Genomic DNA, 13,154 nt, shown 5'->3' with positions numbered 1-13,154 from the left:
TCAAGCCGTTCTGGAACGGGCAAAGCCGGGGCGGAGCTGAAACACCGCGCCCGCAAGCTCTGTGAGGATGAAAAGCGCGAAAATGGGCGAAAGCCCGCCCGCAATATGCCAGAGCAGCAGCGCGGCGACGACAAGCCGTCCGGCCCCGTCCAGCCGGGCAAGAAGGGCTACGGGCATTTTGAGCCGCGCCAGCGCCCAGATGACGCCGATAACGCCCATAATATTGATGAAGGCCATGGCGGTCACGCCAATCTCCGGCGCCGCCTCCGGGGCGATGAAACGCGCATGCAGCCAAAAAATGAGATCGAGCAGAGGCCGCGCGGTGAGCGGCAGTACGAAGAGCCCCGTGACGATGAGATCGAGCCCAGCGAAAAAGCGGATGGTCTTTTCCATGGGAAGGCCTTTCCTCAGTCTGCCGCTTGTGGAGCGGGCACGGGTTTTTGCCAGATCAGCTCATGGCCGGGCTGGGGATGGGAGGGGATCATTCGCGCAAAGACGAGAGAGATGCCCGCCATGCCCGCGCCCAGAAGGAAGACGAGGGAAGGATTGAAAAGCCAGATGAGCCCGAAAAGCGCCGGAATGACGACGGCGGCGATATGATTGATCGAAAAGGCGACCCCGGCGGTGGGGGCGATGTCTGCCGGATCGGCGATTTTCTGGAAATAGGTTTTCATCGCAATCGCCATGGCAAAGAAAGCATGGTCGATGACATAGAGCACGGCGGCGATCAGCGGATTTTCCACAAAGGCATAGGTCACGAAAACGAGAATGAGGCCGATATATTCGAAGGTGAGCGCGCGCCGCTCCCCGAAGCGGATGATGGCGCGGCCTATGGCCGGCGCGAGCACCATGTTGAAGGCCTGATTGATCAGAAAGAGCATGGTGATTTCGGTCACCGCATAGCCGAATTTTTCCACCATCATGAAACCGGCAAAGACGACGAAAATCTGCCGCCGTGCGCCGCCCATGAAGGTGAGCGCGTAATAAAGCCAGTAGCGCTGGCGCAGGATCAGCGTTTTGTGCTGCGGCACCGCGGCTTTGAATTCCGGGAAAAGCAGAAAGGCGGCAAGCGCAATGAGGCAGGTGACGGCGCCGCCTGCGGCATAGACCCATTTATAATCGAGATGCAGCGCCTCGAAGGTCACATAGATCAGCGCATAGGCAACGAGGCTGGCAAAACCTGCCATGGCGATCAGCTTGCCGAGGATCGCCGGGGCCTCAGATTTCGGCAGCCATTGCAGCGCCAGCGATTGCTGCGCCGTTTCATAATAATGATAGCCCACCGACATCAGCACCGTCGTGCAGTAAAAGCCGATGGCGGTGGGAAAGAAGCCGGTCAGCGCCGTGCCCGTGCCAAGAAGGGCAAGGGAGAGCAGGGCGAAACGCTGTTCCTTGATCGCCAATAGAATGAAAACGAAGGTGAAGGCCAGAAAGCCCGGTACCTCGCGCAGCGATTGCAGGATACCGATCTCAGCGCCGGTAAAGGCGGCCCGCTCGATCGCGAAATTGTTCACCAGAGATTGCCAGGTGGCGAAGGAAAGCGGCACGGCAGCAGCCATGACGAGCAGCAATATTTCCGGCCGGCGCCAGTCTCTCTTTCCGGCTGCCTTTCCGGCTGGATTTTGAAAAATGTTGCTCATTACCGGGCCGTGCGCTTGTGATGCGGCGGATTGACCCTAATCATGGCAGGGGCGCCTGTCTTGCTCAAAATGGGCAAATCAGGCGGCGGAAATGCCGGGTAAGTGCGCTATGCTTGCGCCGCGTTCGCGTGGGCCTCAGTGTTCCGCAAATGCAGCCGGTTGGAACGGCCAAAGCAGGAGACGTGTGTGGCTTCAAAATGGGGATGGGCGGCTGCCGCCGGGCTTGTGATCTTGGCCGCAGCCGGGGCTTACTTTTTCTTCGGCGGTTCCACCTATCAGGCTGAAAAAGCCAGGATTGGTCCTGCCGTTGAGGCCGTCTATGCGACGGGCACTGTAGAGCCGGTGCGCATGTCGCGGGCAGGCCCGAAGATCGCAGGCCGCATCGTGGCGATGCCGGTGCGCGAATCGCAGATGGTCACGAAGGGCGATCTTCTGGTGGTGCTCGATGATACCGAAGCGCGCTCGCGCGTTGCCGAGCTTGAGGCCCGGCTCGATCTTGCCAAGGCCGAGCAGGCGCGCGTCGTGCGGCTTTTCCGCTCCGGCAATATCAGCGCCTCGGCCCGCGATCAGGCCTTCACGAATACGCAAAGCGCGCAGGCCGCGCTCAATGCTGCAGAAGCGCAGCTCTCAGAACACCACATCCGCGCGCCGATGAGCGGGCAGATATTGCGCTTCGAGGACGATCCGCAAGTGGGCGATCTGGTGCGGGCGGGTGAAACACTCGCCATCCTGGGCGATCCCTCCCAGCTCTGGATCGAGGCGGATGTGGATGAAGAAGATATCCCGCAGGTTAAGATCGGCCAACGCGCGCTCATCCGCTCCGATGCGTTTCCCGACCGCGCGCTGGAAGGGGAGGTGCGCAAGATCACCCCCTTCGGCGATCCCGTGCGCCGCAGCTACCGGGTGCATATCGCCCTGCCAAGCGACACGCCGCTTCTCTCCGGCATGACGACGGAAATCAATATCATCGTGCGGGAGACGGAAGAGGCGGTGCTGGTGCCTACCTCCGCGCTTGCCGGTAATGCTCTGTTCGTTCTTGAAGACGGTAAGGCCGTGAAACGCAATGTGGCGCCGGGCACGATCGGACGTACGGAGGCGGAAATCCGCTCAGGGCTCGAGGCGGGCGAAATCGTGCTGCTCGATCCTGCCGGGCTTGAAGATGGCATGCGGGTCGATGCCGCGCTGCCAGCGGAGTGAACCTTGCTCTTTTCCCGCGTCAACTTTCAAATCGCCTTCGCCCATCTTCTGAACCGGCGGCGGCAAAGCCTCGTCTCGGTGCTGGGCGTGGCGCTGGGCGTCGGATTTTTTATCGGCACTTCCTCGCTCATGCAGGGTTCGGAAAACGATTTCGTCAGCCGCCTGGTGGATAGCCAGCCTCATATTACCGTCAAGGACGAGTTCCGGGAGCCGGCGCGCCAGCCGCTTTTTACGATTTTTCAGGAAGGGGCGGTGGCGCTCAAGGGCGTCAAGCCGCGCGAATATCTGCGCGGCATCAAGAATTACAAAGGCAAGCTCGAGCAGCTTGAGGCGATTGAAGGGGTGATTGCCGCGCCGGGCTTATCGGGCGCCTCCATCGTGCGGTACGGCGGGGAGGAGCGGAATGTTTCCATTCTGGGCATCGACCCCGATGTCGAGCCGCGCCTGACTACTATCGAAGAAGACATGCGCGAAGGCTCGCTCGATGCGCTGAAAACCACGGCGGACGGCATCGTGATCGGCAAGGGGCTGTCCGACAGATTGCACCTGAATATGGGCGATCTTGCTTCCGTCATCGCGCCGAGCGGCAATGTGGTGCTGATGAAAGTGGTGGGTATTTTCCGCGCGGGCAACATTCTGCTCGATGAAGGGCAGGCTTATGTCCTGCTGAAAGACGCGCAGGTGCTGTTCAACAAGCCCAATATTGCCGACCGGCTGCGGATCAAACTGCCCGACCCCAATACCGCGCTCGAATTTTCCCGGCAGCTCGAGCAGCGCTGGGACTACAAGGCGGAAAGCTGGCAGGAAGTGAACGAGGATATTCTCGGTCTCTTCGTCGTGCGTAACGCCATTCTTTATTCCATCGTCAGCGCCATCATGATCGTGGCCTCGTTCGGCATCTTCAACATCATCTCGACCGTGGTGATGGAAAAGCGCCGCGACATTGCCATTCTGATGTCCATGGGCTTTAGGGCGCGGGACATCCGGGCCATCTTCCTCATTCAAGGTTTCGTTGTCGGTATTATCGGCATGCTGACGGGCTGGGGCGTCGGTATCGGGCTCATATCCACTCTTGCCTCCATTGAGTTCGATGTGGAAGGGCTGATCGATGCGCAAGGTTTCCCGCTCGATTATGGCTTTACGCAATTCGTCATTGCCGGGATTTTCGCGCTTGCCTCCGCTGTGCTTGCCGCCTGGCTGCCCGCGCACCGGGCCTCGCAGGTGCGCCCCGTCGATATTATCCGGGGGGCGGCGTAATGGAACCTGCCATCGAGACACGCCATGTCACGCGCATCCTGCAGGAGGCTGTGCCAGTGACGCTGGTCAAGGATATCAACCTGAAGATCGCGCCGGGCGAGTTCGTTTCCGTGACGGGGCCTTCCGGCTCCGGCAAATCCTCGCTGCTTTATCTTCTTGGGCTGCTTGATGTGCCGACGGAAGGCGAAGTGCTGATCGACGGGCAATCGACGGCGGGGCTGGAACGGGCCGAGCTTGCGGCGCTGCGGCTTGAGAAACTGGGGTTCGTTTTCCAGTTTCACTTTTTGCTGCCTGAATTTTCGGTCGCCCAAAACGTCATGCTGCCCATGCAGCGGCTTGGGCGGCTTAGTGAGAAAGAGATCAAGGAACGGGCGGCGGAGCTGCTCGATTATTTCGAGATCGGGGAGCAAGGGACAAAGCGCCCGGACCAGCTTTCCGGCGGGCAGCGCCAGCGCGTCGCCATTGCACGGGCGCTCGCCAATAATCCCAAAATCATTCTGGCGGATGAGCCGACGGGCAATCTCGACACCAAGAACTCGGATATCGTGCGCGATATTTTCGTGCGCCTCGCGCGGGACGAAGGGATGACGGTGGTGGCCGTCACCCATGACACCGATTTTGCGGACGCCGCCGACCGGAATGTCCATCTGGTCGACGGCATGGTCGCCCGCTCATAGAGACGCAAGTTTAGCCGCGGCTCAGCTCGCGCATGGCATTGTCGAGCCCTTCCAGCGTCAGCGGGAACATCCGGTTATGGATGATCTGCTGAATAAGCTCGATGGAAGGCGTGTATTGCCAATGCTGCTCGCCCACCGGGTTCAGCCAGATCACGCTTTCGTAAATCTGCTGCAGGCGCTCGAGCCAAATGCCGCCCGGCTCTTCGTTCCAGTGCTCCACCGAGCCGCCCGCATAAGTGATTTCATAAGGGCTCATGGACGCATCGCCCACGAAGATCACTTTGTAGTCGGACGGGTATTTATGCAGCACGTCCCAGGTGTTCATGCGCTCATTGTGGCGGCGCTTATTGTCCTTCCACACATACTCATAGAGGCAGTTGTGGAAGTAGAAATATTCCATGTTCTTGAATTCGGAGCGTGCCGCCGAGAACAGCTCCTCGCAGAGCTTGATGTGGCTGTCCATCGAGCCGCCGATATCGAAAAAGATCAGCACGTTGATCTTGTTCTTGCGCTCGGGAACCATCTTGATGTCGAGATAGCCGTGATGGGCGGTGGACTTGATCGTATCGTCGAGATCGAGTTCCGTCGGCTGTCCGTCGCGGGCGAATTTGCGCAGGCGGCGCAGCGCCACCTTGATGTTGCGCGTGCCAAGCTCGACGCTGTCGTCGAGGTTCTTGTATTCGCGCTTGTCCCAAACCTTCACGGCCTTGCCGTGGCGCCCTTCCTTCTGCCCGATACGCACCCCTTCCGGGTTATAGCCATAAGCGCCGAAAGGGGAGGTGCCGCCGGTGCCGATCCATTTATTGCCGCCTTCATGGCGCTCTTTTTGTTCCTCGAGGCGCTTTTGCAGCGTCTCCATGATCTTTTCCCAGCCGCCCAAGGCTTCGATCTGCGCCTTTTCCTCTTCGGTGAGGAATTTCTCGGTCAGCTTCTTCAGCCATTCTTCCGGGATCTGCGCGAGATCGCCTTCCTCCAGGCTGTCGAGCCCTTTGAAGACATGGGAGAAGACCCGGTCGAACTTGTCGAGATTGGTCTCGTCCTTCACCAGCGCGGCGCGCGAGAGATAGTAGAAATCCTCGACCTTCTGCTCGATGACATCGGAATCCATCGCCTCGATCAGCGTCAGATATTCGCGCAAGGAAACCGGAATATTGGCTGAGCGCAGTTCCTGGAAGAAGTTGATAAACATATGGCGTTCCTCTCGAGGGTATCCCTCTCGGCCAAACGGCCTATTGGCGCTTTCTTATAATTTAAAGGGCAGGGCGGCGTTTTCAAAGGGCCGCCCTTATCCCTAATCGTCATGCTCGGGCCTGACCCGAGCATCCATGAGGCTCCCCCGCCTGCCGCAGCCTTCCGATGGACCCTCGGGTCGAGCCCGAGGGTGACGAAGGAAGGGGGCGGTGGGGCAGCCTCCCTAGTTGCGCTCGCGGCGGGCCAGGAAGGCCAGGCGTTCGAAGAGGTGCACGTCCTGCTCGTTCTTCAGAAGCGCGCCGTGGAGCGGCGGGATGAGCTTAGTCGGGTCTTTTTCGCGCAGCGCTTCGGGCGAAATGTCCTCGGCTAGCAGCAGCTTCAGCCAGTCCAGAAGCTCGGAGGTGGAGGGCTTTTTCTTCAGGCCCGGCACGTCGCGGATTTCATAGAAGATCGACAGCGCCTGCTGCACCAGCCGGCCTTTGACGCCGGGGAAGTGCACATCGACGATCTGCGTCATCGTCTCATCATCCGGGAACTTGATGTAGTGGAAGAAGCAGCGGCGCAGGAAGGCGTCGGGCAGCTCTTTTTCGTTGTTCGAGGTGATGATGACGATCGGCCGGTGCTTGGCTTTGATCGTTTCACCGGTCTCGTAAACGAAGAATTCCATCCGGTCGAGTTCCTGAAGCAGGTCGTTCGGAAATTCGATATCGGCCTTGTCGATCTCGTCGATCAAAAGAATGACGCGCTCATCCGCATCGAAGGCTTCCCAAAGCTTGCCCTTCTCGATGTAGTTGGCGATGTCCTTCACGCGCTCATCGCCCAGCTGGCTGTCGCGCAGGCGCGAGACGGCGTCATACTCATAAAGACCCTGCTGGGCTTTCGTGGTGGATTTGATGTGCCAGGTGATCAGGCGCATGTTCAGGGCTTTCGCCACTTCTTCTGCCAGCACGGTCTTGCCGGTGCCGGGCTCCCCCTTCACCAGGAGCGGGCGTTCCAGCGTAATGGCGGCGTTCACCGCCACGCGCAGATCTTCGGTGGCGACGTAATCCTGTGTCCCTTGAAACTTCATATTTCTTTTCTTCCCTGTTTTCGAGGCGCCTGGCCAAGCATGGCTCGCCTGCCCCTTCGCTCAGCGCTGAATGGCAGAATGGCCCCGAAACTAGGGCCTGGCGGGGGATTGATCAAGAAACGCTCGCGTATAGCCGCCTTGCACATTTGGTCGGGCCGGACGGGCAAAACTTGCCGCCCGGCGGCGGAGATTGCCGGGGGTTTTGATCTCGATTTTCCCTAACCTATTGAAAAATATAGATAAAAAATCTGGCCTCTTCCTTGCTCATGGAAGGGCAGTTGAAAGTGCCTCCTGCGGGGATCGTGGACGGGGGCAGGTTAGGAGAGAATGCGATGAGCTTTTTCGGTGCGATGACCACGGCCGTTAACTCGATCCGGGCGCAGGCCAGCGCCCTCGGGCATATTTCGGACAATATCGCCAACTCGCAGACCGTCGGCTTCAAGCGGACGGATACGAGCTTTTACGATGTGGTGACGGTGTCCAGCGGGCGGAATCATTTGCCAGGGTCCGTAACGGCCCGGCCGGCCTTCACCAATTCCGTGCAGGGCGTGATCAACGCCTCGGACGTGAAAACCCACCTTGCGATCAACGGGGACGGGTTTTTCGTGGTGTCCGAGCGGATTGCCACGGTCGATAACGATCCTGTGTTCTTGAATGTGGACCGCTACACCCGCCGCGGCGACTTCACGGTCGATAAGAACGGTTATCTGGTGAATGGCGGTGGCTACTACCTTCAGGGCCTGGCCATCGACCCGGCAACGGGCAACCCGTCCGGCAATACGCCGGGCGTCATTCAGGTCACCCGGCAATTCTTGCCGGCTCAGGCCTCCACCCAGCTCGATTATGAAGTCAACCTGCCGTCCGATCCCAAGACTGTGGCCTTCGATCCCAACACCGCCAATAGCGAGCTGCTGACGGCGGGCGACCCTGCAGCGCCGGGCAACCCTTTCGCCAACGATCCTTCCACGATCACGGCTGTGGGCTCGCCCCCGGTCAACGGGTTCGTGCAGGCGGGCGATGAGAATATCTTCCTTGACCGCTCGCTTTCGGGCGGCGCCATCACGCTTTTCGATCCGACCGGCAATCCGCTGAACGTGCAGCTGCGCTGGGCCAAGGTCGATAACGCGGCGGACGGTGCCGGCACCGCCAATGGCGACACCTGGAACCTCTTCTATAAGAGCAATGATGCGGCCACCGGCGCGCAGCCCAAATGGGTCAATGTCGGCCAGGATTACATCTTTCAGAACGGCCAGCTGAACCCGGCGGTCAACTCCACCACGATTACGGGGTTGACGGTGAACGGGGTGAATATCGGCAATATCACCGTCAATCACGGCTCCGGTAACGTGACGCAATTTTCCGATCCGAACGGCAAGGTCACGGTCAATGAGATCGACCAAGACGGTTTTGCCGCTGGCCGGCTCGTGGAGGTTGGGGTCGGTGACAATGGCCGTGTGACGGGCTCTTATTCCAACGGTAAGACGCTGGATCTTGCAGAGATTTCGGTGGCCCGCTTCAACTCGCCGGACCAGCTGAAAAAAATCGACGGCACGGCCTTTGCCGTGACGCAGGAATCGGGTGAGCCGCTGACCGGTGATCCGGGCAATATCGTGGGCGAGGCGACGGAAGCCTCGAACGTGGATATTGCCGATGAGTTCTCCAAGCTGATCATCACGCAGCAGGCCTATACGGCAGGCACGCGCATCGTGACGACCACCGACGAACTCGTCCAGGAAACGCTCAACATGAAGCGCTAACGGCTGACTGAGGCGGGGAGGGGCATTGGTGCCTTTCCCTTCGCCCGGCGCCTTAAGCAGGAAATGGGACCATGGGTCTTTATTCGTCCATCAGTGTTGCCCTTAGCGGCATTCGCACCACGCAGGCCGGGATCGATCTCGTCTCGCGCAATGTGGCGAATGCCAGCACTCCCGGCTACACGCGCAAGGTTCTGCCGCAGCAGAACGTCGTGGCGGGCGGGCAAGGTATTGGCGTGCGCTCGGAAGGAGCGGTGCGTCAGGTCGATCTTTTCCTGCAACAGCAGCTGCGCACTCAGAATGCGCGGGCAGGTTCCCTCGAAGTGCTCTCCAGCTTCCTGCAGCGCGTGGATAATCTTTTCGGCCGTCCGGAGGACGAGACGTCGATTGCTGGCGTTCTGGAAGCTTTGGGCGACAGCCTGCAAGATCTGACGACGGACCCGGCCAATTCGGCCGTGCGTCAGTCCGTCATCAACCAGGCCAGCCGCTCCGCCGAGCTGTTGAACTATCTGACCAATCAGGTGCAGGGGCTGCGCCTCGATGCGGAAAATAACATCGCCACGGCGGTGGATGACGTCAACGCGCTCTTGCAGAACATTGCCAATGTCAATGTGCAGATTTCCCAGCGCCAGGACGGGTCGATTTCCACGGCGGATTTGGAAGACCAGCGCGATCTGGCGATCGACAAGCTCTCTAATTTGCTCGACATCCGCGTCGTTGAGCAGAATGACGGCTCGCTGTCGGTTTTCACCTCCAGCGGTTTTCTCCTGGCGGACAAGACCGCCCAGGTACTGAATTTCGACGAACGCACTTCGATTGCGGCCAACTCGCAATATTCCACGGACCCGGCGCAGCGCAATGTCGGCACGATCTCCATTACTTCGGGCGGGGTGGAAGTCGATCTCATTCAGGCCGGCGCCTTTCAGGGCGGCGAAATCGGCGGCTACTTGAAGCTGCGCGATGACGTTCTGGTGGAGACCCAGGCGCAGCTCGATGAGCTTGCCTCGGGCCTTGCGCTTGCCTTTTCCGAAGAGCAGGTGAACGGCGTTGCGGCAACGGCGGGCCCGGCGAGCGGTTTCGATATCGATATTGCGAACGTCCAGCCGGGCAACGAAATTCACCTGAACTATACGGTGACGCCGCCTGGCACCCCGGTGAACATCACTTTCATTGCGGTGGATGATCCGGCCTCGCTGCCGCTTGCCAATACGGTCACGGCCAATCCGAACGATCAGGTCGTCGGCATCAACTTCAATCAGCCGATCGGCGATATCATCACGGATATCAATGCGGCGCTGCCTGCTGAAGTTGTTGCCTCCACACCGGGCGCGAACACGATCCGCTTCCTCGATGACGGGGCAGGCGCGACCTCGGATGTGAACGGCGTATCGGCTGTCGTCACACCGGCCGCTTTGCAGGACGCTGGTACCGGCCTTGCGCTCTTCGTGGACGGAGCGACGAACAAGATCTATTCCAACAGCCAGGACGGGCAGACCCAGAAGCTGGGCTTTGCCGGCCGTATTCAGCTTAACGATGCGGTGCGCAACGACAATACGCTGCTCGTCTCCTATCAGACCTCGCCCGCGACACCCTCCGGTGACAATACCCGCCCGCTCGATCTGATCCGCCGGCTGAAAGAGAACCAGCGCGAATATCATCCCGATAGCGGGATCGGCGGCGGCGGATCGCCCTTCTCCGGTTCGGTGGATGCCTTTGCGCGCCGGCTCGTCTCCTTTCAGACCGGCCAGGTCGCCGAAGTGAAGCGCGATCTTGAAAGCGTGTCGCTGGTCAAAAATGCACTGGAAGAAAAATTCGCGGATGGGACCGGGGTGAATGTCGATGAGGAAATGGCAAATCTCCTGGTGCTGCAGAACGCGTTCGCGGCGAATGCCAGGGTGATCACCGCGATCCAGGAAATGTTTCAGACCCTTCTGACAATTGGCAGGTAAGCCATGCAAATTTCTTCTCTGTCTCAAGCTCTTCGCTTCAAGGACGATATTTCCCGCCTGCAGACGCAGTTTGAAGACCTGCGCCGTCAGCTCGTCACCCAGAAGAAGTCCGATACGTTTTCCGGGCTCGGCAGCGATCGCACGCTGGTACTTTCCCTGCGCAGTCAGGTAAAAGAGACGGACGGGTTCATCTCCACGATCGAGCGGGTGAAGCTGCGCACGAAAGCCTCCGTCGATGCGCTGACCCGCGTGGAGGAGATTGCCAATACGAGCAAGACCGCCTCGCTTACCAGCACGTTCGAGCTCTTGAGCACCGGGCAGACGCAGCTTCAAGCAAATGCGGGCGCGAACCTGGATGAGCTGGTGTCGCTTCTGAACCTGGAACTCGATGACCGCTATCTTTTTGCCGGCAAGAACACCGATACGCGCCCCGTGGCCCTGCCCAGTGAAATTCTGGAAGGCGATGTTACCCATGCCGGTCTGAAGCAGCTCATCGACGAGCGCCGTCAGGCCGATCTTGGCGCCGACAATCGCGGGCGTCTGGCGCTGAGCCAGCCCAATCCCGAGGAAGTCCGGATTGCCGAGAGCGCGTCGCCCAACGCCTTCGGCCTCAAGCTCTCGGCGACGACCTCCAATCTGACGGGCACCACGGTGCCGCAGCCGACAGGCACACCGGCGGGGCTGACCATCGCCTTCTCGGCCACGCTGCCGAATGCGGGAGAGACGGTTTCCATCGAAGTCGATCTGCCCGATGGCACGACGGAGACTATTACGCTGGAAGCCACGAATACGAACCCGCCCGAAGAGGGCCAGTTCCTGATCGGCGCGGATGAGGATGCGACGGCGGCAAACTTCAATGCCGCTTTCGATGCGGCTTTGCAGGAGTTTTCCCAGACGACGCTGCGGGCGGCCTCGGCCAAGGAAGCGGCGGATAATTTCTTCGATTATGGCAATGGGACCGCGCCGCAGCGCGTGGATGGCCCGCCCTTCGATACGGCAACGGGCCTGATCGACGGGACACCGGCCAACACGGTCTACTGGTACAAAGGCGATGGGGCAGGTATTGCCCGCGACAGCGTCACAGCGCGTATCGGTGAGGGGCAGAGCATTTCTTATGGGGCCCGTGCCGATGAAAGCCCGATCCGCGATACGCTGAAGACCCAGGCGATTTATGCTGCGCTTCAATTCTCCGACGCCGATCCCAATGCGCCGGATGCTTATGCCGCTCTGACCAAACGTATCGGCCAGGAGTTGACCTTCGAGGGTAAAGCGTCGGTGGCCGATGTGGTGACGGAGCTTGGCTTGACGCAGCACCGGCTGGAACAGACCCAGACCCGGCACGAAACGAGCCTGTCACTTTCTCTGGGGCTTGTGGAAGACCGGGAGGGGGCGGACCCTTACGAGATCAGCGCCAAGATCGGCAAGTTGCAGGTGCAGATCCAGGCAAGCTATCAGGTAACGGCGCGCGCCAACGAATTGTCGCTTCTGAACTTCATCCGGTAAGACGCCGGCAGACTCCCAAGGCGCATGAAATGAAAAAGGCCCGCTTCGGCGGGCCTTGTCGTTTGCGGCTGGTTTTGATTTGCCTGAGCCTTTAGCGGCTTAGAAATTCGCGGCGGCAGGCTCGGAAGGAGCCGTGCTTGCGCCCGGCTTCTGGAAGAGGCCGGCGGCGATCTGGCGGTTGATATTGATCAGCGTATCCAGGCGCTCCGGCGCGGGTTTCGCTTCCACCGAGGCCGTATGCTTGAAAATGAAGAGCGCCAAGTTGGCAATGTTCTGTTTGATCTCGCGGGGGAGAGGGTGATTGTCCTCGGCCGCGGAGGCGGCGAAGATCGTCCAGAGTTTGCGATTGTAAAGGAGGGCGCCGGAGAGCTCTTTTTTGCTGTCGGGCCAGCTCTCTTTGATCCGTTGAAGCTGAGATGCGGCTTTGATGAGAAGGTTGCCTTCCAGCTCCCGGGGCGCCCCAGGGGCCATCTTAGCCGTCTTACCGTAGGCTTCAGCCGGATTTAACATTGGCAATTAGCTCCTGCTCGTAATCCACCAACTTGCGAGCTTCCTTTAGAGCTTTGTACATTTCGCCGGTTAATATTCGGTTGTTAACGGCGTCGATCAGCGGGACCATGCTGGGTGCTGCCTCGCTGACATCCTTCATAAGTTCGAAATAAAGATCGTGATGTTTGGATGGATCGGCGGCGAGATACATCATCTGGACGATCAGGTATATCTTTTTGCAAGGGCTGTCGGCCTCTTCCACCCGCATGATGTCTTTTTCGCGCAGGATGGGGGCGGTGCCTTCGATGAAGAGCCGGGTGCGCTGGCTGTCATTGGTGATGACGCTTTCGCCGAGGATAATGCGCTCTCCCGGTTTCAGTTCGACTTTCAAAGCCATGGTTCTGCACCCCTGATTTGCCGCTGCCTGA

At 59.7% G+C, this 13,154-nt stretch carries 12 protein-coding genes; 6 read left to right on the top strand and 6 right to left on the bottom strand.

The features are described 5' to 3' along the window. Both M2A_RS06315 and M2A_RS06310 read right to left on the bottom strand, forming a co-directional pair. Entirely contained in the window at positions 1 to 393 is a 393-nt protein-coding gene (locus M2A_RS06315; RefSeq protein ID WP_045444603.1) for a hypothetical protein, read from the bottom strand. Positions 394 to 407: 14 nt separating this feature from the next. Further along, positions 408 to 1,640: an MFS transporter gene (locus M2A_RS06310; RefSeq protein WP_045444600.1), complete on the bottom strand. Its 1,233-nt coding sequence runs from the start codon at positions 1,638 to 1,640 to the stop codon at positions 408 to 410. A 186-nt stretch (positions 1,641 to 1,826) separates the two neighbouring features. Here M2A_RS06310 and M2A_RS06305 point away from each other — a divergent pair, with 186 nt between their 5' ends. From M2A_RS06305 to M2A_RS06295, 3 genes are read left to right on the top strand one after another with little or no spacing between them, the layout of a single operon-like run. Then, a complete protein-coding gene (locus M2A_RS06305; RefSeq protein ID WP_045444598.1) occupies positions 1,827 to 2,837 on the top strand; it encodes an efflux RND transporter periplasmic adaptor subunit in 1,011 nt (336 codons plus the stop codon). 3 nt (positions 2,838 to 2,840) lie between these two features. Further along, complete coding sequence (locus tag M2A_RS06300) at positions 2,841 to 4,094, top strand: ABC transporter permease (RefSeq protein WP_045444596.1); 1,254 nt, start codon at positions 2,841 to 2,843, stop codon at positions 4,092 to 4,094. Next, the gene (locus tag M2A_RS06295) at positions 4,094 to 4,771 is read left to right on the top strand and encodes an ABC transporter ATP-binding protein (RefSeq protein ID WP_045444594.1); all 678 of its coding nucleotides are present in this window, start codon (positions 4,094 to 4,096) and stop codon (positions 4,769 to 4,771) included. The genes M2A_RS06300 and M2A_RS06295 overlap by 1 nt, the downstream gene beginning before the upstream one ends. A gap of 10 nt (positions 4,772 to 4,781) precedes the next feature. Here the strand turns inward: M2A_RS06295 and M2A_RS06290 are convergent, their stop codons facing one another. Together M2A_RS06290 and M2A_RS06285 are read right to left on the bottom strand one after the other, a co-directional pair. Further along, positions 4,782 to 5,960, bottom strand: a complete 1,179-nt coding sequence (locus tag M2A_RS06290; protein WP_045444592.1) for a vWA domain-containing protein — start codon at positions 5,958 to 5,960, stop codon at positions 4,782 to 4,784. A gap of 225 nt (positions 5,961 to 6,185) precedes the next feature. Continuing rightward, the gene (locus M2A_RS06285; RefSeq protein WP_045444589.1) at positions 6,186 to 7,031 is read right to left on the bottom strand and encodes an AAA family ATPase; all 846 of its coding nucleotides are present in this window, start codon (positions 7,029 to 7,031) and stop codon (positions 6,186 to 6,188) included. Between the two features lie 332 nt (positions 7,032 to 7,363). Here M2A_RS06285 and M2A_RS06280 point away from each other — a divergent pair, with 332 nt between their 5' ends. The 3 genes from M2A_RS06280 to M2A_RS06270 all read left to right on the top strand — a co-directional run bounded on the left by M2A_RS06280 (position 7,364) and on the right by M2A_RS06270 (position 12,237). Further along, positions 7,364 to 8,788 (top strand): flagellar hook protein FlgE, encoded by a 1,425-nt coding sequence (locus M2A_RS06280; RefSeq protein ID WP_045444586.1) that lies wholly within the window; start codon positions 7,364 to 7,366, stop codon positions 8,786 to 8,788. A gap of 71 nt (positions 8,789 to 8,859) precedes the next feature. Beyond that, complete coding sequence (gene flgK / locus M2A_RS06275; protein ID WP_045444583.1) at positions 8,860 to 10,734, top strand: flagellar hook-associated protein FlgK; 1,875 nt, start codon at positions 8,860 to 8,862, stop codon at positions 10,732 to 10,734. Positions 10,735 to 10,737: 3 nt separating this feature from the next. Continuing rightward, the gene (locus M2A_RS06270; protein WP_045444579.1) at positions 10,738 to 12,237 is read left to right on the top strand and encodes a flagellin; all 1,500 of its coding nucleotides are present in this window, start codon (positions 10,738 to 10,740) and stop codon (positions 12,235 to 12,237) included. Between the two features lie 99 nt (positions 12,238 to 12,336). Here the strand turns inward: M2A_RS06270 and flaF are convergent, their stop codons facing one another. Then, positions 12,337 to 12,747: a flagellar biosynthesis regulator FlaF gene (flaF, locus tag M2A_RS06265; protein ID WP_045444575.1), complete on the bottom strand. Its 411-nt coding sequence runs from the start codon at positions 12,745 to 12,747 to the stop codon at positions 12,337 to 12,339. Continuing rightward, a complete protein-coding gene (gene flbT / locus M2A_RS06260; protein ID WP_045444573.1) occupies positions 12,731 to 13,123 on the bottom strand; it encodes a flagellar biosynthesis repressor FlbT in 393 nt (130 codons plus the stop codon). Before flbT ends, flaF begins: the two co-directional genes overlap by 17 nt. Positions 13,124 to 13,154 lie beyond the last annotated feature (31 nt).

Source organism: Tepidicaulis marinus (assembly GCF_000739695.1).
Classification (GTDB): Bacteria; Pseudomonadota; Alphaproteobacteria; order Parvibaculales; family Parvibaculaceae; genus Tepidicaulis; species Tepidicaulis marinus.
This window is presented reverse-complemented; position numbering and strand designations above follow the sequence as displayed.